At 66.2% G+C, this 26,545-nt stretch carries 26 protein-coding genes; 10 read left to right on the forward strand and 16 right to left on the reverse strand.

Features of this window, described 5'->3' with window-relative positions; all coding sequences use genetic code 11:
- Nucleotides 1–65: 65 nt before the first annotated feature.
- Together C3B78_RS20155 and C3B78_RS15715 are read right to left on the reverse strand one after the other, a co-directional pair.
- Nucleotides 66–4,067, reverse strand: a complete 4,002-nt coding sequence (locus C3B78_RS20155) for a CBM96 family carbohydrate-binding protein (RefSeq protein ID WP_234005431.1) — start codon at nt 4,065–4,067, stop codon at nt 66–68.
- Between the two features lie 161 nt (nt 4,068–4,228).
- Nucleotides 4,229–4,426 (reverse strand): hypothetical protein, encoded by a 198-nt coding sequence (locus C3B78_RS15715; RefSeq protein ID WP_104998880.1) that lies wholly within the window; start codon nt 4,424–4,426, stop codon nt 4,229–4,231.
- 508 nt (nt 4,427–4,934) lie between these two features.
- On the opposite strand from C3B78_RS15715, the gene C3B78_RS15720 reads away from it, so the two are divergent.
- Nucleotides 4,935–5,087, forward strand: coding sequence for a hypothetical protein (locus tag C3B78_RS15720; RefSeq protein ID WP_158677276.1), 153 nt, complete (start codon nt 4,935–4,937; stop codon nt 5,085–5,087).
- A gap of 84 nt (nt 5,088–5,171) precedes the next feature.
- Here C3B78_RS15720 and C3B78_RS15725 read toward each other — a convergent pair whose 3' ends face one another.
- Together C3B78_RS15725 and C3B78_RS15730 are read right to left on the reverse strand one after the other, a co-directional pair.
- The gene (locus tag C3B78_RS15725) at nt 5,172–8,021 is read right to left on the reverse strand and encodes an FAD-binding and (Fe-S)-binding domain-containing protein (RefSeq protein WP_104998882.1); all 2,850 of its coding nucleotides are present in this window, start codon (nt 8,019–8,021) and stop codon (nt 5,172–5,174) included.
- Nucleotides 8,021–9,754, reverse strand: coding sequence for an L-lactate permease (locus C3B78_RS15730; protein WP_104998883.1), 1,734 nt, complete (start codon nt 9,752–9,754; stop codon nt 8,021–8,023). Before C3B78_RS15730 ends, C3B78_RS15725 begins: the two co-directional genes overlap by 1 nt.
- Nucleotides 9,755–9,891: 137 nt before the next feature.
- Between C3B78_RS15730 and C3B78_RS15735 the strand changes: the two genes are divergently transcribed.
- Nucleotides 9,892–10,587 carry a GntR family transcriptional regulator gene (locus C3B78_RS15735; RefSeq protein ID WP_104998884.1) on the forward strand — a complete coding sequence of 232 codons (696 nt, stop codon included), beginning with the start codon at nt 9,892–9,894 and terminating at the stop codon, nt 10,585–10,587.
- Nucleotides 10,588–10,600: 13 nt separating this feature from the next.
- Here C3B78_RS15735 and C3B78_RS15740 read toward each other — a convergent pair whose 3' ends face one another.
- From C3B78_RS15740 to C3B78_RS15750, 3 genes are all read right to left on the reverse strand, one after another.
- Complete coding sequence (locus C3B78_RS15740) at nt 10,601–11,326, reverse strand: FadR/GntR family transcriptional regulator (protein ID WP_104998885.1); 726 nt, start codon at nt 11,324–11,326, stop codon at nt 10,601–10,603.
- Nucleotides 11,327–11,451: 125 nt separating this feature from the next.
- Entirely contained in the window at nt 11,452–12,822 is a 1,371-nt protein-coding gene (locus C3B78_RS15745; RefSeq protein ID WP_104998886.1) for an FAD-binding oxidoreductase, read from the reverse strand.
- A gap of 91 nt (nt 12,823–12,913) precedes the next feature.
- The gene (locus tag C3B78_RS15750) at nt 12,914–14,665 is read right to left on the reverse strand and encodes an L-lactate permease (RefSeq protein WP_104998887.1); all 1,752 of its coding nucleotides are present in this window, start codon (nt 14,663–14,665) and stop codon (nt 12,914–12,916) included.
- A 227-nt stretch (nt 14,666–14,892) separates the two neighbouring features.
- Between C3B78_RS15750 and aceB the strand changes: the two genes are divergently transcribed.
- Nucleotides 14,893–16,509, forward strand: coding sequence for a malate synthase A (gene aceB / locus C3B78_RS15755; RefSeq protein WP_104998888.1), 1,617 nt, complete (start codon nt 14,893–14,895; stop codon nt 16,507–16,509).
- Between the two features lie 110 nt (nt 16,510–16,619).
- Here aceB and C3B78_RS15760 read toward each other — a convergent pair whose 3' ends face one another.
- Complete coding sequence (locus C3B78_RS15760) at nt 16,620–17,396, reverse strand: YsnF/AvaK domain-containing protein (RefSeq protein WP_104998889.1); 777 nt, start codon at nt 17,394–17,396, stop codon at nt 16,620–16,622.
- Between the two features lie 383 nt (nt 17,397–17,779).
- On the opposite strand from C3B78_RS15760, the gene C3B78_RS15765 reads away from it, so the two are divergent.
- Entirely contained in the window at nt 17,780–18,388 is a 609-nt protein-coding gene (locus C3B78_RS15765; RefSeq protein ID WP_104998890.1) for a flavodoxin family protein, read from the forward strand.
- A 10-nt stretch (nt 18,389–18,398) separates the two neighbouring features.
- Here C3B78_RS15765 and C3B78_RS15770 read toward each other — a convergent pair whose 3' ends face one another.
- Nucleotides 18,399–18,773 carry a cupin domain-containing protein gene (locus tag C3B78_RS15770; RefSeq protein ID WP_104998891.1) on the reverse strand — a complete coding sequence of 125 codons (375 nt, stop codon included), beginning with the start codon at nt 18,771–18,773 and terminating at the stop codon, nt 18,399–18,401.
- A gap of 234 nt (nt 18,774–19,007) precedes the next feature.
- Between C3B78_RS15770 and C3B78_RS19895 the strand changes: the two genes are divergently transcribed.
- The gene (locus C3B78_RS19895; RefSeq protein WP_199775269.1) at nt 19,008–19,154 is read left to right on the forward strand and encodes a hypothetical protein; all 147 of its coding nucleotides are present in this window, start codon (nt 19,008–19,010) and stop codon (nt 19,152–19,154) included.
- Between the two features lie 44 nt (nt 19,155–19,198).
- Here the strand turns inward: C3B78_RS19895 and C3B78_RS15775 are convergent, their stop codons facing one another.
- The 6 genes from C3B78_RS15775 to C3B78_RS15800 form a co-directional block, all read right to left on the reverse strand.
- Nucleotides 19,199–19,540 carry a YciI family protein gene (locus C3B78_RS15775; RefSeq protein ID WP_104998892.1) on the reverse strand — a complete coding sequence of 114 codons (342 nt, stop codon included), beginning with the start codon at nt 19,538–19,540 and terminating at the stop codon, nt 19,199–19,201.
- A 214-nt stretch (nt 19,541–19,754) separates the two neighbouring features.
- Nucleotides 19,755–20,132 (reverse strand): ArsR/SmtB family transcription factor, encoded by a 378-nt coding sequence (locus C3B78_RS15780; RefSeq protein ID WP_104998893.1) that lies wholly within the window; start codon nt 20,130–20,132, stop codon nt 19,755–19,757.
- Nucleotides 20,092–21,375, reverse strand: coding sequence for an MFS transporter (locus tag C3B78_RS15785; protein ID WP_104998894.1), 1,284 nt, complete (start codon nt 21,373–21,375; stop codon nt 20,092–20,094). Before C3B78_RS15785 ends, C3B78_RS15780 begins: the two co-directional genes overlap by 41 nt.
- Nucleotides 21,376–21,493: 118 nt before the next feature.
- Nucleotides 21,494–21,670 carry a CsbD family protein gene (locus C3B78_RS15790; protein WP_104998895.1) on the reverse strand — a complete coding sequence of 59 codons (177 nt, stop codon included), beginning with the start codon at nt 21,668–21,670 and terminating at the stop codon, nt 21,494–21,496.
- A gap of 162 nt (nt 21,671–21,832) precedes the next feature.
- A complete protein-coding gene (locus tag C3B78_RS15795; RefSeq protein WP_104998896.1) occupies nt 21,833–22,990 on the reverse strand; it encodes a carboxylate-amine ligase in 1,158 nt (385 codons plus the stop codon).
- Between the two features lie 34 nt (nt 22,991–23,024).
- Nucleotides 23,025–23,294, reverse strand: coding sequence for a hypothetical protein (locus C3B78_RS15800; protein WP_104998897.1), 270 nt, complete (start codon nt 23,292–23,294; stop codon nt 23,025–23,027).
- 332 nt (nt 23,295–23,626) lie between these two features.
- On the opposite strand from C3B78_RS15800, the gene C3B78_RS19760 reads away from it, so the two are divergent.
- The 5 genes from C3B78_RS19760 to C3B78_RS15815 all read left to right on the forward strand — a co-directional run bounded on the left by C3B78_RS19760 (nt 23,627) and on the right by C3B78_RS15815 (nt 25,046).
- Nucleotides 23,627–23,773 carry a hypothetical protein gene (locus tag C3B78_RS19760; RefSeq protein ID WP_158677277.1) on the forward strand — a complete coding sequence of 49 codons (147 nt, stop codon included), beginning with the start codon at nt 23,627–23,629 and terminating at the stop codon, nt 23,771–23,773.
- Between the two features lie 41 nt (nt 23,774–23,814).
- Complete coding sequence (locus C3B78_RS20415; protein WP_396136680.1) at nt 23,815–23,901, forward strand: hypothetical protein; 87 nt, start codon at nt 23,815–23,817, stop codon at nt 23,899–23,901.
- 8 nt (nt 23,902–23,909) lie between these two features.
- A complete protein-coding gene (locus tag C3B78_RS15805) occupies nt 23,910–24,224 on the forward strand; it encodes a hypothetical protein (protein ID WP_104998898.1) in 315 nt (104 codons plus the stop codon).
- Nucleotides 24,225–24,427: 203 nt separating this feature from the next.
- A complete protein-coding gene (locus tag C3B78_RS15810) occupies nt 24,428–24,652 on the forward strand; it encodes a hypothetical protein (RefSeq protein ID WP_104998899.1) in 225 nt (74 codons plus the stop codon).
- A gap of 130 nt (nt 24,653–24,782) precedes the next feature.
- Nucleotides 24,783–25,046: a GlsB/YeaQ/YmgE family stress response membrane protein gene (locus tag C3B78_RS15815; protein ID WP_104998900.1), complete on the forward strand. Its 264-nt coding sequence runs from the start codon at nt 24,783–24,785 to the stop codon at nt 25,044–25,046.
- Nucleotides 25,047–25,130: 84 nt separating this feature from the next.
- Here C3B78_RS15815 and nhaA read toward each other — a convergent pair whose 3' ends face one another.
- Nucleotides 25,131–26,483, reverse strand: coding sequence for a Na+/H+ antiporter NhaA (gene nhaA / locus C3B78_RS15820; RefSeq protein ID WP_104999836.1), 1,353 nt, complete (start codon nt 26,481–26,483; stop codon nt 25,131–25,133).
- Between the last annotated feature and the right edge of the window lie 62 nt (nt 26,484–26,545).

Genomic DNA, 26,545 nt, shown 5'->3' on the forward strand with positions numbered 1-26,545 from the left:
CAGGTGCGGTTGCCCGAGGCATGGGATGTTCGGTGGCGAAAGCGCCAGCGGGAACGAGTAACGACCTACTTGAGGGTGAGGACGAGTTTGGGTGCGGCCGTGCTGCCGGCCTCCCTGGAGTTCAGGTCCAGGCCGTCGCTGCTGCTGGTGTCCATACCCAGGGAAAGCAGCTGGCCGAGCTCACCGTTCACTGCGGCGGCGTTCAGCGAAACGCTGTAGTTGGTGTTGGTCGTTGTCGGCCCGACGAGCGTGCCGATGGTGGTGCCGAGCGGCGGTTTGTTGCTGTATGTGATCCCGGTCTCACTCCAGTCGTCATTGCCGACCAGCTTGACGTTCTGCGTACCTTTTGACCCGCTCCGGGCACTGCGCAGTTGCAGTGTCGCACTCTCCAGCGTCCTGCCCGCATACGCCGACAGGTCAAACTTCAGGTACGTGACCTCCACCGGGCTGCTGTCCACACCCAACGTGGTACTTGTGCCAAAGTTCGTCGTCGCTGTTCGGCTGGACACGTAGCTGTCAGCGATGGCCGTCAGCGTGACCGTCTCCGACGCGCCCCCGCCGGAGACGACGCTCCAGGAATGCGTCGCTGCTGTCCCGTCGGTGTTGCCGGCTGCATCGGTGGCCCAGACATCGAAAGTATGGGATCCGATCGACAACCCGGCATAGGTCTGCGGCGAGGTGCACGCCACGCGCGGTCCACCATCCAGGCTGCACTGGAACGTCGAATTCGCCTCACTCGAAGTAAAGGCAAAGGAGGCACTGGTCGACGTCGAAGACGCAGGCGGCCCCGACGTAATCGTCGTCTCCGGAGCCGTCGTATCACCACCACCCCCACCGCCGCCGCCGAGGGTGAGGACGAGTTTGGGTGCGGCCGTGCTGCCGGCGTCCCTGGAGTTCAGGTCCAGGCCGTCATTGCTGCTGGTGTCCATACCCAGGGAAAGCAGCTGGCCCAGCTCACCGTTCACTGCGGCGGCGTTCAGCGAAACGCTGTAGTTGGTGTTGGTCGTTGTCGGCCCGACGAGCGTGCCGACGCTGGCCCCGAGCGGCGGTTTGTTGCTGTACGTGATCCCGGTCTCACTCCAGTCGTCATTGCCGACCAGCTTGACGTTCTGCGAACCCGTTGACCCGTTCCCGGCACTGCGCAGCTGCAGCGTCGCACTCTCCAGCGTCCTGCCCGCATACGCCGACAGGTCAAACTTCAGGTACGTGACCTCCGCCGGGCTGTTGTCCACACCCAATATCGTGCTCGTGCCAAAGTTCGTATCCAGCAACCCCGTCCCGTTGGTGACGTAACTGTCAGCGGCCGCCGTCAGCGTGACCGTCTCCGACGCGCCCCCGCCGGAGACGACGCTCCAGGAATGCGTCGCTGCTGTCCCGTCGGTGTTGCCGGCTGCATCGGTGGCCCAGACATCGAAAGTATGGGATCCGATCGACAACCCGGCATAGGTCTGCGGCGAGGTGCACGCCACGCGCGGTCCACCATCCAGGCTGCACTGGAACGTCGAATTCGCCTCACTCGAAGTAAAGGCAAAGGAGGCACTGGTCGACGTCGAAGACGCAGGCGGCCCCGACGTAATCGTCGTCTCCGGAGCCGTCGTATCACCACCACCCCCACCGCCGCCGCCGAGGGTGAGGACGAGTTTGGGTGCGGCCGTGCTGCCGGCGTCCCTGGAGTTCAGGTCCAGGCCGTCATTGCTGCTGGTGTCCATACCCAGGGAAAGCAGCTGGCCCAGCTCACCGTTCACTGCGGCGGCGTTCAGCGACACGCTGTAGTTGGTGTTGGTCGCCGTCGGTCCGACGAGCGTGCCGATGGTGGTGCCGAGCGGCGGTTTGTTGTTGTACGTGATCCCGGTCTCACTCCAGCTGTCATTGCCGACCAGCTTGACGTTCTGCGAACCCGTTGACCCGTTCCCGGCACTGCGCAGCTGCAGCGTCGCACTCTCCAGCGTCCTGCCCGCATACGCCGACAGGTCAAACTTCAGGTACGTGACCTCCGCCGGGCTGTTGTCCACACCCAATATCGCGCTCGTGCCAAAGTTCGTATCCAGCAACCCCGTCCCGTTGGTGACGTAACTGTCAGCGATGGCCGTCAGCGTGACCGTCTCCGACGCGCCCCCGCCGGAGACGACGCTCCAGGAATGCGTCGCTGCTGTCCCGTCGGTGTTGCCGGCTGCATCGGTGGCCCAGACATCGAAAGTATGGGATCCGATCGACAACCCGGCATAGGTCTGCGGCGAGGTGCACGCCACGCGCGGTCCACCATCCAGGCTGCACTGGAACGTCGAATTCGCCTCACTCGAAGTGAAGGCAAAGGAGGCACTGGTCGACGTCGAAGACGCAGGCGGCCCCGACGTAATCGTCGTCTCCGGAGCCGTCGTGTCGCCGGGCGGGGCGGTACCCGGCTCCCTCGATCCGCTGTCTGTCTGCATCCCGCCATGGACAGGGCGGAACTCCCACGAGTAGGAGCCATCAGCTTTAAGGCTCATCCTCAGATGGCCCCACGTGTCGCTGAATTTCTTCTGCACATAGGCCGGGTCGCTGAGGAAGGGCCGCAAATCGATACCGCCGGTGGACACCTGGAACTGCTGCATCCCGTCCGTGACGCACTGGTCCGCGTTGTCCACCGGGCAGGTCCGCTCATAGTTGTGCTGTGAACCTGACAGGAGCAGCTTGACCCGGTTCGCCCAGAACATGTCGATCCAGGGCTTGGCCTGAGTGAAGCGGGTATGGATCGAGGTGTCCGATGTGAAGTACGGGTCGTGGTATACAACAGCCAGATGCTTCCCGGCCGCTTTCGCCGCCTTCATATCAGCGTCCATCTCCGCGGTCATGGCCTGTGCCCTCGTGGGGTTGTACAGCCACGTGGCCGTAGGAGCTGCCACAATGTGCCAGTTGCCCTTGTCAAACGAGTACCATTCAAGGGCGTCCTGGAACCGGCCAAGAGTGGTGTTCGCTGCGCTTTTCGTCGTGGACACACATTCACCATTCATGAACCTGTCCACGTCATCATTCACACCGGGATCCACGTCATGCCCCGGCCCGGCCGTCCAGAACGTCTTCGCTTTCACCCCACCCCATAGGGTGTCCCAAGCAACGAGGGCCGAACAGGTGCCCTGGTTGTACTGGAAGTCACCGATACCGATGAAGTTGTCCAGTGACCCGTCGTTCAGGCTCGCGGTGATGCTGGCAGCGTTCTGGCCCGATGCGGACGAGGTGGACGTGTTCCCTTCCGGGTTCATGTCACCTACAGCGGCGAACTCCCACGAGTCACCGGAGGGTGGAGGCGGGGAAACGACCGTGCCGGCCGCGGCGTATACCCGGACCCAGTCCACCCGCATTTCCCCAGCGCCGTCAGGGGTGGAGTCGGGGAACCAGTCCAGCTGGAGGGTCTGATGCATGGAACCCGGAGGCTGGTGCGACGCGGTGTTGTCCTGGAACCACTGGACTCCATCCACGTACCCAGTGATACCGGCCGGTGACCAGTCAACGGCGTAGTTGTGGAACTGGCTCACGTCGAGTGCCTTCGATGCGAACGTCTGCAAGTTGGAGCAGGAGTAGTGATGGAAGAACTGGATGACGTTCCAGTCACCCGTGGTTTCGGCGTAGTCAATTTCGCCGTCGCAGGGCCAGTTCTCCGAATCGGGCCACAGGATGGAGACCATGTGGTATTCGTTGTCGCCCGAGCCCGCGGCACGGACCTCCCAGCGGCCGTACTTCTGGTTGGCGAACTTGGCGCCCATGCCCGCGGTTGTGCCGTTGGGCGTCCCGTTCATGACCATCTTGGTGCCGTCCACGGTGACCTGGGCGGGTGAACGAAGGCCGTTGCCTGCATGCCCGGCGCTGTTGTAGACGTTCCATTTCAGCGGGTCGGGTGCACCCACATAGTTGAACTCGTCCCCGGCAACGACGGACCCCCAGTTATGGGCTTCTGCCGCGGTAGTCCCGTCAGTTGAGAGTGCGGCAACCGCCCTAGGGTCACCACTGGCCCCGGAACCCAACAAAACAAAGGCGCCAACCGTTACCGCCGCGAGAAGTGACGCCACAAACGTTCGGGATTCAGTGATCACCGGGCACTCCCTGAGCGGCCCCTGATTCGACTCGAGTGGTCCCTGGTTCCCGAGGCGATGGCGGCTTCATTCTTCTCCCTAGTGTTTCGTCAGGCGTCGCGGCAAGCGTCTGACTTTAGGTGGATCGTGCGCCGTGCCCTTCGAACACGGCGCGAAGCCTTCTATCGGGCCGTAAACGGAAACGTTGGTTCGCCGGAATTCCAGAGCTCGGAGGAACCGACGAGGAAGTTTGCGGGGTCAGCAGGCTGCGCCTCGGTCGCCTTCGGGCCGTTCATTCCGCCCGGGGCATGTGCGTTAATCCGGGGCGCGTGGAAGTGAGACTGCCGGCCCATGCGCAGCATGATGATGGCGGGGTTCATTGGGGCGTCTTCCGGATTCCACGCGCGCACCCGGACCCTCGGAGTATGACAATTCGGGAGACTGCGCACAGACATGGCGTCCTACGTTCTGCCAGTCGCGGGCGTCCCCAGCACCGAACCGTGAGATGTACCGATTGTTATCAAGCCAATGAGACTTGGCCAGTGTATGTCCGGAACAAGAAACCATCCAGCGTGCCGAGAGGCTTCCAGGTACTTGTTTTTTCCGCTGGCACTACCCGTCTCTTAGCCCGGACTACTCGCTACCCGGCTGTCTCCCATCCTTGGCCCTCCCTTCCGCAGCCAAGGCGAGCGCGCGAGCGGTCAAGGTTCGGGCAGGCCGCAACTGACAGTTTCACCCGCCCAGGCGGCTTCAAAAGCGGGTATCAAGCGGCGTGCATTCTCAGGGACCGCAACAGGTAGCTGGTTTCGACCAGCGCCTCGTACTCATCGTCAGACATCAGCGCTGCCGGATGAATTGGCCGGGCTCCTGTTCACGACTCTCGTCGTCGTGGCATCTGCGGCTTCGGCCGCTCCCATCGCCTGTCCCGGCGGGCAGACCGTCACCAAGGTCGATGGGGGCTGGCAGTGCATCAATAACGGCGGGAACGGCAGCAATAGGGAGAACCCGAAGAACCCCAACGCGGGTAAGGACAAGTTCTAGGGTTGCGCTCAATCGGGCCGCCTCCAGCGTGGAGGCGGCCCCCTTCATGCACCCGGGCGGCAGCCGGCCGGAAGGGCCGTCCCGTCACCGCGTCACCTCTTCCAGCAGCTCCAGCACGTGCCGGTAATCGGCACCTGTGGCCCGGGTCATGCCCAGTTCGCAGGTCCGGTTGCACGACGCATGGGCCGCGGCGCCCAGCTGCGCAACTTCCTCCCCCTGCTTCCGGGTGGCGGACGCCGTAAGTTCGGGGTGGAGCATGCCCCGGTCCCCCGCGAACGCACAGCAGCCCCAGTTCACCGGAACATCCACCTTGTCCGCCACTGCAGCCGCCACCGCATCCAGGGAACCGTTGATCCCCATGCGCGTGGAGGAGCAGGTGGGGTGCAGGGCCAGCGACTCGAGCTTCGAATGCTCCGGCAGCTTGGGCAGGATGTGCTCGGCGGCGAAGTCCACGGCGTCCACGATCCGCAGCGGCCGCTGGCCCGCCAGCGGGACGTCCGATTCCACGGCCTGGCGCAAGCCCTCGGTGCAGGACGACGCATCGCAGATGATGGCAAGCTCGCCGTCCCGGGTGGCCTCCCGCAGCGCGGCCACCGTCTTCTCCTGCATGGTCGCCTGGCCGGCCACCATGCCCTTGGAGGACCAGGGAGTGCCGCAGCAGAGCCCGTCGATGCCCGCCGGCACCATCAGCGTAATGCCCGCACGTCCGCACAGCTGCTCGAAGCTGTACTGGACGCCGCGGCCTGGAGACGCACCGGCAGGACCGGCCTGGCCGGAACCAGCCTGTCCCGCCGGCCCGAACATCGTCCCCACGCACGCAGGGAAGTAGACGGCGTCCGGCGGCCCGTCCGGCGTCGGACGTTTCCGCACGGAACCTCCGCCCGGCAGCTCCGGCGAGTACAGCGGCACCGTGTCCGTCCCCAGGACCGCCCGGGCAGCCTTGTTGGGTGCGCCCACGGCCGCGGCCGGGAGCTTGTCCACCACGGTGAGGGCCAGCGACGCTCCGCGGGTGACGCCTTCCCAGTGCTTCGCGGCGGCGTTCCAGGCGCCGTTGGCCACGGGCCCGGCATCGGAGCGCCGGATCCGCTTGACCAGCTGGCCGGTGTTGATGTCCACGGGACAGGCCGTCTGGCACATGCCGTCCACGGCGCAGGTCTGCACGGACTCGTAGTCGTAGTCCTTTTCCAGCTGCTTCACCAGCGCCGTGTCTCCGGCCAGGCGCGCGGATTCGATGGCGCGCAGGGTGACGATCCGCTGCCGCGGCGTCAGCGTCAGGTCCTTGCTGGGGCACACCGGCTCGCAGTAGCCGCAGGAGACGCAGCGGTCCACCTCCTCGGCCACCGGCGGCGCCGTCTTGATGTGGCGCAGGTGCGCCTGCGGATCGTCGTCCATGAGGACGCCGGGGTTCAGCATCCCGGCGGGATCGAACAGCTGCTTGATCCTGCGCATCACGCCGTACAGCTCGTCCCCGTACTGCCGCCGCACGTAGGGCGCCATCACCCGGCCGGTGCCGTGCTCGGCCTTGAGCGAGCCGCCCTCGGCCAGGACCAGGTCCACCATGTCCTCCGTGAACGAGCTGTACCTGTCCAGTTCCTCGGCCGTGGTGAACCCGTCCGTGAGCATGAAGTGGACGTTGCCGTCCTTGGCGTGGCCGAAGATCACGCTGTTGCTGTAGCTGTACTTGTCGAACAGCCCGATCAGTTCCCGGCACGTCCGGCCCAGCGCCGGCACGGGCACCACAATGTCCTCCAGCAGGGCCGTGGTTCCCTGCGGGCGGGCGCCGGCCACCGAGGCGTACAAGCCCTTGCGGAGGTGCCATAGCCCGGCCCGCGCCGAGGCATCCCCGGTGAACCGGGCCTCGGCCGAGAGGTTCAGCCCCGGCAGGATGCCCTCGCCGCCCTGCCGCAGGGCGTCCAGCTGGTCCGGCCCTTCGGCCGAATATTCAACCAGCAGCGCGGCATGGTCCCGCACCACAAGATCGCGCACGACGGCGGGAGTCCCCTTCAGCGCCTGGCCCACCTTCAGGGACAGGGCGTCCATGAGTTCCACCGTGGCCGCGCCGGTCCCCACCAGCTCCGGCAGCGCAGCGTTCGCTGCCTGCAGGTCCGGGAAGACCAGCAGCCCCGTGGCGGCATGCTGCAGCCGCGGGATGGTGCGGAACACCGCCTCCGCCACGAAGCCCAGCGTGCCTTCGCTGCCCACGATCAGGTGGGCCATGATGTCCACCGGGGTGCTGTGGTCCAGCAGCGAGTTCAGGCCGTAGCCCATGGTGTTCTTCATGGAAAACTGCTGCCGGATCCGGCGGACGGACTCGCTGTTGCCGCGCACCCGGGCGGCAAGCTGCGCCAGGCCTTCGTACAGTTCCGGTTCCAGCGTCCGCAGCTTGCGGTCCGCATCCGGCGCCCCTGTGTCGATGACCGTGCCCGAGGGCAGCACCACCGTGAGGGATTCCAGCGTCCGGTAGGCGTTGTCCACCGTGCCGCAGTTCATTCCGGACGAGTTGTTGGCCACCACGCCGCCGATGGTGCAGGCCGCCTCGCTGGCCGGATCCGGGCCGAACTTGCGGCCGTACGGTGCCAGCCTCGCATTCAGTGCCCGCACGGTGACACCGGGCTGCACCCGGACCCGTGCGCCGCCGTCGAGCACTTCAACGTCCCTGAAGTTGCGCCGCACGTCCACCAGCACGCCGTCGGTGACCGCCTGGCCACTGAGGCTGGTGCCGCCCGAGCGGAAGGTCAGCGGGACGCCCTGTTCGGCGCTCGCCCGCAGGAGCCCGCCCACGTCCGCCGCGTTTTTGGCCGTCACCACGGCCTGCGGGATGAGCAGGAAGTGCGAGGCGTCGTGGGCATTGGCGTGGAGGTCGATGGCCCGGGTCTTGACCTGGGCGGGATCGCTGACGGCCGCGCGGAGGCCGGCGAGGTCCAGGGACGGCATCAGGGAACCATCCAGCCCAGGACAGGGGTGGACTGCAGGTAGATCAGCACTGTGATGAGGGCCAGGAGGCCCAGGCTCCAGCCGATGAGCTTGCGGAAGAGGGTGCCCTCGGCGCCGTCCAGGCCCACCGCTGCCGAGGCGACCGCCAGGTTCTGCAGCGACAGCATCTTGCCCATCACGCCGGCTGAGGAGTTGGAGGCTGCCATCAGCACCGGCGACAGTCCGGTCTGCTGGGCGGCGGTGGCCTGCATCTGCCCGAACAGCGAGTTGGAGGAGGTGTCCGAGCCGGTCAGGGCAACACCGATCCAGCCGATCAGCGGCGAAAGGAGGGCGAAGAAGCCGCCGGCCGAGGCCAGGGCGAACCCCAGCGTGGTGGTCTGGCCGGACAGGTTCATGACGAAGGACAGTCCCAGGACGGCGGTCACTGTGACGATGGTCCAGCGCAGCTGCACCAGGGTGTCCCGGTAGATGCGCAGGCCCTGCGATGCGGTGATCTTGTAGAGCGCCATGGTGATGATGCCGGAGAGCAGGAGCAGGGTGCCGGTGGCCTTGAAGTGGTCCAGCTTGAACTTTGTTGCCGCCACGGGCTTGCCGGCGGAATCGGTGATGTCCAGACCCGGCCAGGCGAATGTCACGCTGCCAACCTGGCCCAGCCATGCCTTCACGAACGGGATCTGGGCCACCGAGAACACCGCGATGATGATCAGGTAGGGGGCGATCGCCATCCAGATCTGGCGCGGCCCGGGCCGGGAGTTGTCAGTGGGAATGCTGGCGCCGGCTGCGGCGGCGGTTCCAGCGGCTGGCGCAGTAGAATCTGTTCCGTTTGCCGGCCCGGCGGAGCGGGCACCCGCGCGGGCGCCGGCTCCTGCATGCGCGGTTTCCGGCGCAACCTCCACGGCGCCTTCGATGCCAACGTTTTCCGCCGGCTGCCAGACCTTGAGCATCAGCAGGACCGCGGCCACGGTGACGACGGCGGCCACCACGTCCGTCAGTTCGACGGCGAGGTAGTTGGAGGTGACGAACTGGGCGGCCCCGAAGGCGGTGCCGGCCACCAGGGCCACGGGCCAGGTCTGCTTGAGGCCGCGCTTGCCGTCCACGATGAAGACGAGCAGCAGGGGCACGATCAGGGCGATGAAGGGCGTCTGGCGGCCGGCCATCGAGGACAGGTCATGGAGCGGCAGGCCGGTGACCCCGTTGAGGGCGATGATCGGCGCGGCCATGGCGCCGAACGCCACCGGCGCGGTGTTGGCCAGCAGCGAGACCACGGCCGACTTCAGCGGCTTCATGCCGGCCGCCATCAGCATTGCCGCCGAAATGGCCACCGGCGCGCCGAAACCGGCCAGCGACTCCAGCAGCGCGCCGAAACAGAAGGCGATCAGGATCGAGAGGATCCGCAGGTCGTTTGAAATGGACCGGATGGTGCGGCCGAGCACTTCAAACCACGGCGTGGCCACGGTAAGCCGGTAGATCCACAGCGCGTTGACCAGGATCCACAGGATGGGGAACAGTCCGTAGAACATCCCGGCGGCAGTGGCGGCCAGGGCCTGGCCGGCCGGCATCCGCCAGCCGATGACGGCCAAGACGAGGGAAAGCGCAAGGCTGGCCAGGGCCGCTATGGGTGCCTTGACCCTGAAGACGCCCAGAAGGACGAAAAGCAGGATGAGCGGAAGGGCCGCACAGAGGGCGGAAATCAGTAGGGACCCGGCAATGGGATCAAGGATCTGCTGAAACATGTGTCTCCAGATGTGTGTTAGGCGTCACAACTCCGTGGCGCCTTCAAATTGTCTAACAAGTACACATGACGGTCAAGTTCAGATGCTGACTTGTCTGGCAAAATAGGGAACCGGGGACAGTTTTGGGAGGAACGCCAGTGGCCGGACGTGTTGCAGCAGTCTCGATCGTGGATGCGATCGCCGCGGATTTACGGAGCCGCGTCTTCTCCGGTGAACTCGGCTCGGGCGTGGCGCTCACCGAGACGGACGTGGCGTCTTCCTACGAGGTGGCCCGCCCCACCGCCAAGGCCTCGATCGAGAAGCTCGTCGCCGAGGGGCTGCTGGACCGCGGCGCCCACAAGACAGCGCGGGTGGTGGACCTGGGGCCGGAATCCGTCCGCGACATCTACCTGGCCAGGGCGTACCTGGAAAGCGAAGTGCTCCGGCGGCTGGCGTCCGGCCGGACGGTGCCGGCGGGTGCCGTGCAGGCCAACAACGACATTGCCGCCCTGAAGACCGGCGCCCCGCTTGACGTTGTGGAACCGGACATGCGGTTCCACACAAGCCTGATTGACGCGGTGGGCAACCAACGCATCAGCCGGATGTACCTGTCCCTGGTGGGGGAAGTCCGCCTGTGCATGTCCCGCGTGCAGTCACTGCACCTCCTGGACACTGCCCTGATCCAGGCCGAGCACCAGAAGCTGCTGGAACTCATCGAGGCCGGCCGCGGGGACGAAGCCGCCCAGCTGCTGGACATCCACCTCGGCCGCGCCCGCGAACGGCTGGTGGCCGCGATGGGAGGCACGCCGGGGCCGGAAGCCGACCTGCCGCCGTCGGACGCTGCTGCCGGCTAGGCGCCGGGCATGATCAGGGTCGGGCCCTGGCCGTCTGCTCGTGGAGCCAGCCAATGTGGCGGCGGAGCAGGTCCGCGGCAAGGTCCGCGTTCCGTGCTTCCACGGCGTTGAAAATTGCGTGGTGGTGCGCCCTCAGCTCAGCGAGCACCACCGGCCACTGGCCCAGGGCCGCAAGGGCGTCCTTGATGTAGCCGCGGATGGAACCGCTGAGGGAATCCATGATGGTTTCGATTACCGCGTTTCCGGCCAGGGCACTGAGGGCCAGGTGGAACTGCGCGTCCAGGGCGTGGAACGTTTCCGGATCGATGTCCGGGGCATCCATCGCCAGGAGCAGCTCCCTGGCCCGCTGGATGCCCTCCGGATTGTCCCTTTCGGCCGCGGTCCGGGCCGCCCAGGTTTCCAGGAGGATGCGGGCCTCGACGATGTCTTCCACGGGAAGGCGGCTGCTGGCGACGTGCAGGCGGAGCGTGGAAGACAGTCCGGCCGACGGCTCTGAGACGATGACGGCGCCGGACTTGGGGCCGGACTTGTTCGAGCTGCGGAGGATCCCCATGGCGTCGAGGAGGCGCATGGCTTCGCGGACAGAGGCACGCGAGATGCCGTAGGTTTCCGCCAGGATGCGTTCTCCCGGAAGCTGGTCCCCTGCCTTGAAGCGTCCGGACCGCAGGCCCGCTTCGACGTCGTCCAGCAGGACATCGTAAGTCCGCTTCGGTGAGGATTCCGCTGCTGATTCGGCCATGCTTCCATCCTGCCCTACCGGACCATCCATCACTGCGTTCCCGCCGGAGTGCCGACGGCGGAAAGGGGCAACAGAACCGGCGCCGCCACCCCTTTCCACCGCCGCCGCTGCGGCGGCTCGGACTGCTAGATCGCCTTGCCGGGGTTGAGGATTCCCTGGGGGTCGAAGACATTGCGGATGGCGCGCTGGAGTTCGAGCGAGATCCCGCCGAGCTCATCCTCGAGCCAGTCGCGCTTGAGCAGGCCCACGCCGTGCTCGCCCGTAAGCGTGCCGCCCAGGCGTTGTGCCAGGTAGAACATGTCGCCAAGGGCCTTTTTGGCAGGTCCTTCGGTGATGGATTCGCCAGGTTCGACGACGATCATCGGGTGGAGGTTGCCGTCTGCTGCGTGCGCCACGTTGAAAATCCGGACGCCGGTCTTCCGGGAAATGTCCTCCAGGCCGGCGAAAACTGCCGCCAGCCGGTTCCGCGGCACGCCGATGTCGCAGATGGATACCCGGCCAAGCTTCTCAAGTGACGGGATGGCTTCCCGCCGGGTGGCCACGAGCGCATCCGCTGCCGCCGTGTCCTCCGCCTTCTCGATGTGGCTGGCGAACGGCTGGATGGCCTGGAGGAGGACGTCCTGCTCCAGGAATGCGCCGTAGCCGTCGGTCTGCGCCAGCAGGAAGGCGCCGCCCTTGGATCGGTGGCTGGTGCCGTGCGCCGCGTCAACGGCTTCCAGGGTGGGACCGTCCATAAGTTCCAGCACCGAGGGCTGCAGGCGCGCGGCGATGATGGCGGAGGCAGCCAGGGCGGCGGCATCCACATCCGGGAAATACGCGGCAACGGTGGCGGTCTGGACCGGCCGTGGCCGCAGGCGCAGGGTGGCCTCCACCACCACGCCCAGTGTTCCTTCGGAACCGATCATCAGGGCATTCAGGTCGTACCCGGTGACGCCCTTGATGGTGTTCCTTCCCGTGCGCAGTACCCTGCCATCGGGCAGGACAACACGCAGCGCCAGGACGGATTCCCGGGTGACGCCGTATTTTGCGCACCACATGCCGCCGGCGTTGGTGGCGATGTTGCCGCCGATGGAACAGATGGCCGTGCTGGCCGGATCCGGGGCATAGAAGAGTCCGTGCTCCCGGGCGGCGGCGTTCACGTCCGCGTTAAGGACGCCGGGTTCAACCACCGCCAACTGCTCCACCGGGTCGATGTGGAGGATCCGGTTCATGCGGGCCATGTCCAGGACCACTTCGCCCGCCCGGGCCGACGCTCCGGCGGCCAGGCCCGTCCCGGCCCCGCGGGGAACAACCGGCACGTTGTGGGCTGCCGCCAGTTTCATGGTGGCCACCACCTCCTCCGTGCTGGTGGCGTATACGACGCCGTCCGGGAGGCTGGGAGGCACGTAGCCGGAGCGGTCCGTGCTCACCCGGACACGTTCGTCCAGGTCCGTGGAAGCATGTGCGCTTGCAGTAAGAAGCGCCGATGATGCTGTTGCAACTGCCGATGTACTCATGGAAGGGAAACCTCTTTGTTTCTGTGGGCATGGGGGCCGGGGGCGGACGCACTCCCCCGGCCCTGTCTCATTTGTAAGGGCGGCGGGACGTTTAGGGAACCATCCAGCCAAGAACAGGTGTTGACTGCAGCAGGACCAGGACGATCATGATGGCCAGGAGCCCAAGGCTCCAGCCCAGGAGCTTCCTGAAGAGTGTGCCTTCGGATCCCTCCAGGCCCACCGCGGCTGCTGCCACCGCCAGGTTCTGCAGGGAGAGCATCTTGCCCATGACGCCGGCGGAGGAGTTGGCCGCCGCCATAAGGACCGGAGGCAGGCCGGTCTGTTCGGCTGCCGAAACCTGGAGCTGGCCGAAGAGGGAGTTGGAAGAGGTGTCGGAGCCGGTCAGGGCGACGCCCAGCCAGCCGATCACCGGTGAAAGGACAGCGAAGAATCCGCCGGCCGAGGCGAGCGCCAGGCCCAGGGAGGTGGTCTGCCCGGACAGGTTCATGACGAAGGACAGGCCCAGGACGGACATCACGGTCACGATGGTCCACCGCAGCTGCTTGAGGGTTTCCCCGTAGATGCGGAAGCCGGCGGCTGCCGGAATGCGGTACAGGGCCATGGTGATCATGCCCGAGATCAGCAGGAGCGTGCCGGTGGCCTTGAGGTGGTCGAACTTGAACTTCTGCGCCGCCACGTGCTTTCCGTCCGCGTCCACAACGTCCAGGCCCGGCCACGCAAAGCTTACGCTTCCGGCCACGCTGAGCCAGTTCTTTACCGCCGGAATCTGGGCGATGGAGAAGATGGCCATGATGATCAGGTACGGGGCTACGGCCATCCAGATTTCCCGCGGCCCGGGCCGCTGTGCGGTGCTGCCGGCAGGCGCCATGACCCGGGTGGTTGCCGCTGCGGAGACGGCCTCGGTCACGGAGGCAGAGGCCGGAACCCTTCCCGGGGAGGGGCGGCCGCCCGTGACGGGACCTGGGGTGAACCCTTCCTCGTCCTGCTCAGAGCCGCTAGCCTGCCCGGACATCTCGATGATCTCCCGGGGCTGCCACACCCGCAGCATCAGCAGCACGGCGGCTACCGTGGCTACAGCTGCCACCACGTCCGTGAGTTCAACGGCGAAGAAGTTCGACGTAATGAACTGGAAGATTCCAAACACGGCGCCGGCCACCAGGGCCACCGGCCAGGTCTGCTTCAGGCCGCGCTTGCCGTCCACGATGAAGACGAGCAGCAGGGGTACCACCAGGGCGATAAAGGGGGTCTGGCGGCCGGCCATCGAGGAGAGGTCGTGCAAGGGCAGGCCGGTGACGCCGTTGAGCGCGATGATCGGCGCGGCCATGGCGCCGAAGGCCACCGGCGCGGTGTTGGCCAGCAACGACACAACAGCGGACTTGAAGGGCTTCATGCCCGCCGCCATCAGCATTGCCGCGGTGATGGCCACCGGTGCGCCGAACCCTGCCAGGGACTCCAGCAGCGCACCGAAGCAGAAGGCGATCAAGATCGAGAGGATGCGCAGGTCATTGGAGATGGACCTGATGGTCCGGCCCAGGGCATCGAACCATGGCGTGGCGACCGTGAGTTTGTAGACCCACAGGGCGTTGATCAGGATCCAGAGGATGGGAAAGAAGCCATAGAAGGCGCCGGCGGCCGTGGCGCTGAACACCTGGTCCAGCGGCATCTGCCACACGACGGCCGCCAGGATGATGGACAGCAGCAGGCTGGCCAGGGCAGCTTTCGCGGCTTTCACGCGGAAAACGCCCAACAGGACAAACAGGAGGATCAACGGCAACGCCGCACAGAGGGCCGACAGGCCCAGCGAACCCCAGAGAGGGTCCACGACTTGCTGGTAAGTGCTCACAAAAAACTCCTTTGTGTTTGGAGCAGGGAGGTGGAGGAAACGCGGACGGGGATGAAGTTCCAGTAGTAATTCCACGATGTGAGAGAAGAATTTCTTCAAGTGGATCCGAGACTACGTATCGGTCAGACCATTAGTCAATGGTCTGACCGATTTACTTTGAGGCATTGTTTTTTCATCTGACAGAATATATTGTCCATAATGCGAAAACCGTCGAAAGGACCCCCGCAATGCCCCTGACCCGGATCACCAACCCGCCCTTTGAACGCGCCTCCGAGATCCTGACACCGGAAGCCCTGGAGTTCCTCGCTGAACTCCACAGCCGTTTTGCCGCCGAACGCGACGCCCGCCTGGAATCGCGGCATGCCCGCCGCGCAGAAGCCAGCCGGACCGGAACCCTGGACTTCCTCCCCGAGACAGCAGCGGTCCGGCAAGGTGACTGGACAGTGGCTGCCGCCCCGCCGGCCCTGCAGGACCGCCGGGTGGAGATCACCGGCCCTGCCTCTCCCGCCAAGATGGCGATCAATGCCCTGAATTCCGGCGCAAAAGTTTGGCTGGCAGACCTTGAAGATGCCAGCTGCCCCACGTGGTTCAACGTCATCGACGGCCAGCTCTCGCTCTATGACGCCGCCCGCGGAACCCTGGCCTACGCGTCGCCCGAGGGCAAGACCTATGCCCTCCGCACTGACGCGCCCACCGCCGTCGTCATTATGCGTCCCCGCGGGTGGCACATGGAGGAGCGGAACCTGGAGTTCGACGGACGGCCCGCCGTCGGAGCCCTGGTGGACTTTGGCCTGCACTTCTTCCACAACGCCAAGCAGCTCATCGACAACGGCCACGGCCCCTACTACTACCTGCCCAAGATGGAAAGCCACCTCGAAGCCCGGCTGTGGAATGACATCTTCGTTTACGCGCAGGATGCCCTCGGGCTGCCGCAGGGGACCATCCGGGCCACCGTCCTAGTGGAAACCATCCCCGCGGCCTTTGAAATGGATGAAATCCTGTACGAACTGCGCCACCACGCGTCCGGCCTCAACGCCGGCCGCTGGGACTACCTTTTCAGCATCATCAAGTACTTCCGCGATTCCGGCCCGAAGTTCACGCTTCCGGACCGCGCGGCTGTATCGATGACAGTTCCGTTCATGCGGGCGTACACCGAGCTCCTGGTCAAAACCTGCCACCAGCGCGGCGCCTTCGCCATGGGCGGCATGGCGGCCGTCATCCCGAACCGCCGCCAGCCGGAAGTCACCGAGCAGGCCTTCGCGAAGGTGCGCGCGGACAAGACCCGCGAGGCCAACGACGGATTCGACGGCTCCTGGGTGGCGCACCCGGACCTGGTGCCCGTCTGCATGGAAGTGTTCGACGGTGTCCTGGGCGACGCCCCGAACCAGGTGCAGCGGACCAGGCCTGAGGTTAATGTCACCGCCGAGCAGCTGCTCGATATTGAATCGGCGCCCGGAGAAGCCACCGAGGCCGGCCTCCGGGGCAACCTCTACGTGTCCGTTGCCTACACGGCCGTGTGGTTGTCCGGCAACGGGGCGGTGGCCATCCACAACCTGATGGAGGACGCCGCCACCGCGGAAATCTCCCGCTCCCAGGTGTGGCAGCAGATCCGCAACACAGTCGTCCTGGCGGACACGGGCAACACGGTGACGCGGGAACTGGTGGAGCGCCTGCTGGCCGAGGAAACCCGGAAACTCCGCGGTGAAGTGGGTGAAGACCTGTTCAGCCGGTACTACGAGCCCGCATCCCGGATTATTTCCGGGATCTGCCTCTCGGAGGAGTACACGGACTTCCTCACCACTCCGGCATACGACCTGCTCGAATCCGTTGTAGCTGTGCGGTAAAGGCTGCCGGACACCAACGGGACCGGACACCAAAACGCGCGGGCTGCCCTCCATGATGGAGGGCGGCCCGCGCGTCTTGAAACTAGCGCAGATCCCGAAGGCGCTGCTTCCTAGCGGCGGTTGCGGCCGTCGTCGTCGAGCTCTACGTTCTCTTTGCGGACCTCTTCGGTGACGGTGTGCTCATCGGTGACGGTGTCCTTGTCCAGGCGCACGCGCTCCACGGGGACCGTTTCCTTTTCAACCACGGGGCGCTCCTCGTGGAGGATGACCTCGTGCTCTTCCTCGCTGATGGCGGGCCCGGCCATGGCGTTGCCGCGGTTGGCGTCCGTGATGGGCTCGCGCTCCAGGCGGACTTCTTCACGCTGGACCGGGACGGTGGTGGTGACGTTCTCGGTGACCACGTGCTTGCGCAGGCGGGCACGGCCGGTCTCTTCGCGCTCAGTGCCCACGTGCAGCTGCTCTTCCGAGCGGGTCATGGCGTCGTCCGTGGTGGGGCCTGAGGTGTCGTGGCCTACGGTGCCATGGGAGTTCGTGGTCGCGTCGCGGTCCGTGCCGGCGAAGCCTGCGCCGCCAGTGACGCCGTAGTAGGCGTAGAGCCGCTCTTCCTCGGCGGGCTCCAGGTGGCCGTCGGGAGCAACGCGCGGCGCGTCCTTGACCTTGTCCTTGGTGTGGGCAATAACGATGTCGTTGCCCTCCTGGGTTGCGGAATCCAGCGGTGCGAAGGACTCGTGGTTGCCGAAGAGCCCGGTCTTGACCGTGACCCAGGTGGCCTCGGAGGTCTGGTCGTCAACGTAGATCTGGCCGACGGACCCGATCTTGCTGCCGTCGGAGCCGAGGACGTGTCCGCCGGCGGTGGTCAGTGCAGAAAGGTTCTCAGTGCTGATCATGTGTTTCTCCTTCTAATGCTGCCTGGTTGTGAGCTGATGGAGCAGTCAGTGGGTCAGCCTTTGAAGCGGTTCCGCGGCGGCCTGGCCTGCGCCGCGCGGAGCTGCCTGGCCTTGCGGGCCTTTTGCACCCTGCTGATGATGGTGGGCAGGAAGAATAGGAACAGTCTTTTCACAGTTGGCGTCCTCCCCCCGGCATGTCGAGATAGTAAGTATGGTTACTACTTAGATACTAAGCACACTTGCTATCCATCGTGCAAGGCGAAACCGCCAGACTCCCCTCCCAACCAGGCAGGAACGCACGCACAAGCCGGGCAGTCCGTCCCGCCGCCGGCTGCGAACCACAAAGTGGCACCAAGGAAATCCACCGACGGCAAGGAAGACTGATGGCTGACCTCACTGCATTCGCCCTTATCTGCTCCCTGACCCCCTCGCCCGAGCCCTCGAGCAGCGACCTCATTGCCCGCCACGTGCTGGACGAGCTTGCAGCGCACGGGGTCAGCGGGAGTTCGGTGCGGGTGGTGGACCACAATGTGATGCCCGGCGTCCAGGTGGACATGGGCGCCGGCGATGCCTGGCCGGGGATCCGCGAGAACATCCTGGCGGCGGACATCCTGGTCCTGGCGACCCCCATCTGGATGGGCCACCCGAGCAGCATCACCCAGAGGGTGCTCGAACGGCTGGATGCGGACCTCGCCGAGACGGACGACGCCGGAAGGCCTGTCATGTACGGGAAGGTGGCGGTCGTGGCGGTGGTGGGCAACGAGGACGGGGCCCACAAGACCGTAGCGGACACGCAGCAAGGGCTGAACGACGTCGGCTTCACCATTCCTGCCCAGGGCGCCACCTACTGGGTGGGCGAGGCCATGCAGACAGTGGACTACAAGGACCTGGACAGCGTCCCCGGGAAGGTCGCCGCCGCCACGGCGGGGGCCGCACGCAACGCCGCGCACCTGGCGCGGTCCCTCACCGCGGCCCCTTATCCTGCCGGATAAGGCTCCGGGCTCAGGCGGGCTTTGCGAAGATCGCGGCGCTCATGACTTCGTAGCCCACGAATGCCTCGTCACCTTCCACCCAGGCATCATGGCCGGCCGGAATGGTGTATGCGTGGCCGGGGCTGACCGTGGCCCGCGTTCCGTCCTCCAATTCCACCGTGAGCGTTCCTGCGGTGCAGATTCCCACGTGGTTCACCTGGCAGGTATCCGTGTGGACCACGGTTTTTACCGTCTCGGACCACCGCCAGCCCGGCTCGAAGGTGAACCTTCCCAACGTGGTGTCGCCCAGGGTGACCACGTCCACCTGGGTCTTCGGCGGGCGGCGCTTTTCATCGGGTTCGTCAAAGGACTTTGCCTCAAGGGCGTTTACGGTTACTCCGGCCATTTCGATTCTCCAGACAGGGAGTGCTTGGACTGTTCGTCCGGGGCGCCCAGACCGCACCCGGGGGCGTTGGCTGGCCGACGCACGCTGAGTCAACACCGCCAACATTGGCACCCAGCGGTATCAGCGTGCGCCCGCGAAGGCACAGTGTCAATACGCGCAGCAGGAGTCCCCCGCGAAGGAATCTGCCTGGCCGCGACGGAACCCCCGCGCGGACAATCCGGCTACGATTCCGGGATGGGACTCATAATCACACTGCTTGTTGCCTGGCTTGTTCTGTCCATCCTGGGCTTCGTCATCAAAGGCCTGCTGTGGCTGGCCGTCGTCGGCCTGGTGCTGTTCGTCGCCACTGCCGTCTGGGGCTGGCTGAAACGCAACGCCTGACGCCTGATGAGGTGCTTCGCCCGCGAAGGCGGGGGCAGTCGTCGTCAGCTCGCGGGGTCGAACTGGAACTCCCTGACTTCCTGCGCGCAGCGGCAGGCGACGGCGATCTTCGCGGCCCACTCCAGTGCCGCCTCCCGCGAGGGCAGCTCGAGTATGGCGTAGCCGCCGTTGGGTACGGTGTGGCCCGGATAGGTGCCCTCGGTGACGGTGCCGTCCCCGGCGACGAGCACGGGGGCAACGGCCTCGTTGATCCCGCCGCCGAAGACGTACACTCCCGCAGCTTTGGCCTCCTCAATGACGGCGTGGGAGTCTTCCACCACCGCTTCGAACTCCTCCTCGGGGACCACCATTGCCTCACCGGGGAACGAGATCAGGTACTTCGTCATTCGAGGACTCCTTTGATTCGGCGGCATGATGCGGCCCTGCCCAGCGGCCCTACTCCGGCGCCCAGCCGATTATGGCCCCGGAACCCGGCACGCAGTCAAGGAGTCACAGCACGCCGCAACGCACCAGCGACCGTGCCATAGCAGCCGAAGCGAAGTGGCGGGATCCCAGCCTCGGCACGGACATGGCCTGACCCTGCCTCCCGGCACCGAGGCGTCAGCCGTGGGCGGGTTCGCCCGTGATGCGGTGGTCAGCGTGGTTGATGGTTTCGCGGATGAGCCGCACCAGGTGGCCGTCGTGGAGTGAATAGATCACGTGGCGGCCGTCCTTGCGGGTGTCCACCAGCCCGCTCAGCCGGAGTTTGGCCAGGTGCTGGCTCACCACTGTGCGCGGCACCGCCGCCGCTGCCGTGAGCTGGGTGACGGTCTTGGGTCCCTCGGCCAGCTGCCACAGCAGGTGCAGGCGCGTTGGTTCGGCGAGCATCCGCAGCGTGGCGGAGGCCGTCTCCAGCAGTTCCGGGCCGGGGGTGACCGGGTGGACCAGCGAGGGCCGGTCAGGGCCGGGGCGTGGTTCGCCGAAGGGCTGGCTGCTCACCGTGCTGTTCCTCCCCTGCGGCTTCCGTGGCTGGCGTGTCCGCGTGCCGCGGCCAGGACAGGAACGCTCCTGCACTGGCTATTATCGCAACAATTGCCAAGGCCATCGCCGCCCGGTCCAGGCCCGCCGCAGCGCCCGCCCACCCGGCCAGCGGATAGGTGAGGATGTAGCAGGCGTGCGAGAGGGAGAACTGGGCCGTAAAAACGTACGGCCGGGTGTCCTCGGTGGATGCGTCGCGCAGGAGCCTTGGCGACGGCGTGAGGATGGCGGCACAGGCAGCGCCCAGCAGGAGCCACAGGCCCAGCAGCAGCCACCACCCGCTTCCGGCCGGGCCCAGGGAGAGCGCGGCCGCGCCGGCCAGGGCAATGGGGATGACGGCTGCGCCGGCGAGCATCACGGCCCTGTCACCGAACCGGTCAAGGACCCGCGGGGCGGACAGCGCCACGGTCATGGACCCCATGCCGAAGCAGGCCAGCGCCAGGGCCAGGTCAGTATCCGGACGCAGCAGGACCTCCCGTACGTAGACCACCGTGTTGACCAGCACCAGCGCCGTCGGGGCCGCGACCACCAGGTTGAGGGCCAGAAGCGACCGCAGCCGCCGGTTCCGCCAGAAGATCCTGGCGCCCAGGGTGGTGCGGTGCCACAGCGAGGCCTGCGGCACCGCAGCCGGTGCGCGTTTGGGCAGCGCGCTGATGGCCACCATGGCGGCGGAGGACAGGAAGCCGAAAACAGTCCCGAGGAAGAGGTTGCCGTAGTCCAACACGGTCAGCAGCAGCGCGGCTATGGCAGGGCTGGCCAGGGTTTCCAGGTCATAGGCCAGCCGGGACAGGGACAGCGCCCGGGTGTAGTCCCGCTCATCCGGCAGGACGGTGGGGATCAGCGACTGGAAGGCAGGAGTGAAGGTGGCGGAGGCGGACTGGAGCAGGAAGACCGCCACGTAGATCTGCCAGGCGTCCGTGATGAACGGCAGGGACAGCGCCATCGCCGCGCGCACCATGTCGGCACCGATCAGGACCCGCTTCGTCGGCCACCGGGCCGCCAGCGCATTGATCACCGGCGCCAGGCCCACGTAGGCAAACATCTTGACCGTCAGTGCAGTCCCCAGGACGGCCCCGGCGTTGCCGCCCGCACGGTCGTAGGCCAGCAGCCCGAGGGCAACGGTCAGAAGGCCGGTCCCGATCAGGGCAACCACCTGCGCGGCGAACAGCCGGCGATATGTGGTGTTCCCCAGCACCGACAGCAATGGGCCCAACTCCTTGAGTGCATATGTGCATGACTATGCACTCAACGCTAGCGGCAGGGGAAGGAAAAAGGAAAGGTGCGGCTCCGTTGGAGCCGCACCTTCACTTGCCGTAAGGCATTTAATCCCTCTTGAAGGCGTCCTTGACCTTTTCTCCGGCCTGCTTCAGGTCGCCCTTGGCCTGGTCGGCCTGCCCTTCGGCTTTCAGGTTCTCGTCACCGGTTGCTTCGCCGGCGGCCTCTTTACCCTTGCCGCCCAGCTTTTCGGCGGTGTTTTCGATCTTGTCATCCAAACCCATGGTGTTTCTCCCTACGGTTGGTGTCCGCCGGACCCCGCCGGCGGCTAACACTTCCATCGTAACCACACCGTCGATGGATGATGGCCTTGGCCACCGCAGCGCCCAGGGGCGCCCGCCCGCCGTCGTTCGCTGCTCCTGCCCTCGCCGGACCAGGGCGGGATCCTAGGGGATCCACACGGTACAGTCGGCGGCGTCCGCCACCACCTCCTCCAAATCCCCGGTGCGGTGCAGCACTTCCAGCTGGCGGGACGCGCCGGTGCCGGCATAGAGCAGGTCGTCCACCAGTTCCTCCACCCGCGGCAGGTCCCCGATGTCCTCCAGCGCTTCCCGGACATGGTTCAGGAGGGAATTTACGACGGCGAGCGCCGGGGTTGGGCGGGATGTGTGCGGGTCCAGCAGCTCTCCCCGCAGTCCCCAGCGGCTGGCCTTCCAGCAGGCAAGCCGCAGCAACTCGGTGGGAACAGCTGCGGGTGCGACGCCCTCCCGCCACTCGCGTGCGGCAGTCTCCACCAGTCCACGGGCGATGCCCGCCAGCAGCACGGTGTTCTGAGGCCGCAGGCAGACGTCCGCGATCCGGATCTCCACGGTGGGATAGTGCCGGGACAGCCGGGCGTCGAAGTAAATCATTCCCTCATCCAGCGCGACGCCGGTGCTCACCATGTCGTGCACCAGCTGGTGGTAGGCCTCGGGTGAGCCAAGGACCTGAAGGGGACCCGCGGACGGCCACCGGCTCCAGACCTGCGAGCGGTAGCTGGCGTAGCCGGTGTCCTCGCCGTGCCAGAAGGGGGAATTGGCACTCAATGCGATCAGTACGGGCAGCCAGATCCTGATCCGGTCCAGCACCGCCACCCCCTCTTCTGCGGAATCCACCGAGACGTGGATGTGGCAGCCGCAGGTCAGCTGCTCCCTGGCGGTGAGCCCGTACTCGTGGGCCATGGCCGCGAAGCGCCGGAGCTGCACCGGATGGGGATCGCACGGCAGGGGCGAGGTGCCCAGGGCCGCAACCCGCACCCCCACGCGGCTGGCTGCGGCATGCGCCAGGGACCGGCCCGCGATGATGTCCGCCTCCAGCGAGGCCATGGTGGGGTGCGGCGGCGTGACCACCTCGATCATTTCCTGCTGGAATTCGGCCGTGAGGACAGGGCCGGGGGCGGCAGCGGGATCTCCGGACCGGGCCGGTCGGCGCCCCTCCAGGAGCCCGGCGGCCATGGGAACAGGCTCCCCGGTGCCGGGATCCACCAGGAGGAGTTCCTCCTCGATCCCGAATGTCCTGGTGCCCCCGCCGCCGCTGCCGCTGCGATCGATGCCCGGGGTGCCCATCGCCGTCGTCCCTTGAACTTCGGTGCCCCCGCCCCTACAGGGGGGAGGAATCCTGAACGGCCGGTCCGCCCGTCCGGCCCGAGGTGCCCCACCCTTGTGCCAGGCGCTCATAAACCAGGTCCAGCAGTTCCGCGGCCCTCTGGTTCGCCCTGCGTGAGTCATCCAGGCTCCGGTCCAGCCGGGCTATCTCCGCCCGCAGCTGGGCGATGTCCGACGCGGCTATGGCCAGGCGCAGGTGGACCTCTTCGAGCGGGTCACTCAGTGGCTCGTGGTCATGCAAAGCCTCAATCAGGGGATCGTTCATGGCAGTGTCCTCGGTTGTGTCGGCGGGGCTTTGGCACGGCGGGTGACGGGCTTTGCTTACCGCCAAAAGAAGAACATGATAAGCACGCTTACCAGTGCCCGGGAAGGCTTGTCCGGGATCAAGCCCTGCCCAAGTCCCCTCCCGCCGCATCAGGTGTTGCCTCCAGGGGCCGCCACCGGGCGGGGCTCGCCTGTACTTCCCCTTCTGTGACGCGTAATCTCAGGAGTGCGACGGGAATCACTTCCCGTCCCTCCCGGCCCCCTGCACAGGCCCCCGGAGCAGCCGCTGTAGTAAACCGGCGGCACATGATGCAGCAGCCGAATGGGCCAACCATGGCAACATCGCACTTCCAGCAGTTCCTTGATGAAGCCACAGTTTTCGATCCGTCCAGCGACGCCGTCCCGGGCCCCGACGACGACGGCGGCCGCACATTTGCCCTGTTCGCCGGGGCAGCGGCGACTCTTGCGGCGGCGTGCTGATGGAACGCCATGGCATCACCCATGACCAAGCACTGCAACAGATGATCCACGATGCTCGGGCGGCCGGCGCCTCGTTGGTCAAGGTCAGTGAAAGGCTGGTCGCCAAGGTACCGCCTTCCGAAAGTTAGGAGGGGATGTGGGCTTTGATCCACGCGAACCGGAGCAGCGCAGACGCCTTAATAAGGCCCTGGCTGCTGCGGACCTCACCGCGGGCGAGCTTTGGCTCCGATACTTCGGCATGAGCGGGTCTGCCGGCGAGTATGAGGTCCAGGCATACCTTGAGGGCCTTCTTTCCCTCCCGTCCAACGAGCGCGACCTGCTGGCCTTGGCGGCGAATGAGCTGATCCGCGAGACACCGGAGCTGATCATCCGTGACGCCCCTCCGCTGCTGGCACCCCTTGGGGACCAGTTGAACGGCTCCGCGGAGGGCGGGCGGTCCAGGGGCGAGTGACAGTCCCGCCCAACCAGGAATCACGATGATGCCGAGAACGAAAATCCCGGCGATCTTGATGCCATCGGGGCGTTCGAAGACGTGTGCAACCGGCACCTGCCCCGCCTCCCCGAAGGTCACACGAAAATCACTGGATTGAAACAATTCAGCAACCTTGCCACGGCATGCTGGGCATACGGGGACACAACAGCAGGAGGCGCATCATGGAGGCACGGAAAGTTCTCACCGGCCAGCTTCGGATCGGCGACCAGATCGAGGCGTGGCACAACGGCAAGCTATTCCACCGGGGGCGGGTGACCGACGTCGTACCCGCCCTGGAACTGTTCTGGATCCTGGACGCGAGGACGGGCGCGCGGAAGCTGCTGGACCCGGAGGCGCTGGAGATCCGGCATGTCAAGGAGCAGGCCAAGCCGCTGGCTCCGGCCTGATTTAGGCCATGTTGACGGTGCCGTCGGGGGTAAATGGGCGGCACCGGGGCGTGCATAGAATGGACCCATTGCGGCACCGCTGCGGCAGTACGGGCGTCACCCGCCCGCAACCACCACGAAGGAGCACACCGTGATCGGATTCATCGTTGCAGGCCTCATCATCGGCGCACTTGCCCGCCTCATCAAGCCGGGCAAGCAGAACCTGGGCCTGCTGGCCACCCTCCTGCTGGGCCTTGCCGGCTCGGTCATCGGCGGCGTGGTGGCTTCGCTCCTGGGCACCGGTGACATTTTCGAGCTGAACTTCCTGGGCTTCATTGTGGCCGTCATCGCCTCGGTGCTCCTGGTGGGCACGGCCGAAGCGGTGGCCGGCCGCCGGAATTCAATGCGCCGCTAGGTCTGCCTCACGGCCATCCAACGCGGGGTCACTCCGTGTCCTCACCAAGCGGTTAATTGGGCGTGAAGTGACCCCGCGTTGTTGTTAGGCCCTGCCCTGGTACACGTCCGGGATGCCGTCCTTGTCGGCGTCAACCTTCTCCAGCTCTTCGGCCACCCGGTACTGCCGGTTCCGGGCCTTCAGCACGGCCGTGGCCAGCAGGGCGGCCAGCAGGGACGCGGCCAGGATGCCCACCTTGGCGTGGTCGTCCTGCAGGGTGCCCTGCCCAAAACTCAGCTCGGCCACCAGCAGGGACACGGTGAAGCCGATGCCGGCCAGGAGTGCCACGCCGAAGATGTCGATCCACTTGAACGAATTGTCCAACTCCGCCCGGGTGGCCTTGGTCAGGACCCAGGTGGTGCCCAGGATGCCGATCGGTTTGCCCAGCACAAGCGCCGCGATGATGCCCAGGGCCACCGGGTCCGCGAGCGCCGAGGCCAGTCCTTCCAGGCCGCCCACGGCCACGCCGGCGGAAAAGAACGCGAAGACGGGTACCGCGATGCCGGCAGAAATAGGCCTGAACCGGTGCTCGAAGATTTCCGCCAGGCCCGGCCCTGCCTCCGGGCCGCCGCCGGCCTGTGACCGGATCACCGGGATGGCGAAGCCCAGCAGCACCCCGGCCACCGTGGCGTGGATGCCTGAGGCGTGGACCAGCGCCCAGGTGGCCGCGCCGAGCGGCAGCAGGAAGACCCAGGATGCAAAGACCTTGCGGCCGAAGAAATGGCGGAACTTCTGGGCCAGGAACGCATAGATGGCCAGCGGAATGAGGGCCAGGAGCAGCGGCGCGGGCTGCAGGTCGCTTGTGTAGAAGAAGGCAATGATGGTGATGGCGATGAGGTCGTCCACCACGGCCAGCGTCAGCAGGAAGATCCGCAGCGCGCTGGGCAGGTGCGATCCGATGATGGCCAGCACCGCAACGGCGAAGGCGATGTCCGTGGCAGTGGGGATGGCCCAGCCGCGCAGGGTTTCAGGACTGGTGAGGTTGATTGCCACATAGATCAGCGCCGGAACCACTACGCCGCCCGCCGCTGCTGCCACGGGAACTATCGACTTGCTGATCTGGCGCAGGTCCCCGGCCACAAATTCGCGTTTGAGCTCCAGGCCCACCAGGAAGAAGAAGATGGCCAGCAGTCCGTCTGCGGCCCAGGCGCCGAGGCTGAGGTTAAGGTGCCAGGGCTCGTAGCCCACTTTGAAGTCGCGGAGGGCAAAGTAGCTGTCCGACGCCGGCGAGTTGGCCCAGAGGAGGGCGATGAGCGCAGCGGACACCAGCAGGGCCCCGCCCACTGTTTCCTTGCGGAGAATCTCCCCGATCCGGAGCGCCTCCGCGTAGCTGCCGCGGGAAAAGACCGCGGGCTTCCGTCGCGGAGAAGGGGGCGTGGTGGGCGAGGGATGGTTCACAGGGGCTCCCGGCATCTGAGGTCGACAAAGTCATGCCGACCAGACTTCCCGGCGCACCTTTG

This window comes from Arthrobacter sp. PGP41 (assembly GCF_002953935.1).
GTDB lineage: Bacteria > Actinomycetota > Actinomycetes > Actinomycetales > Micrococcaceae > Arthrobacter.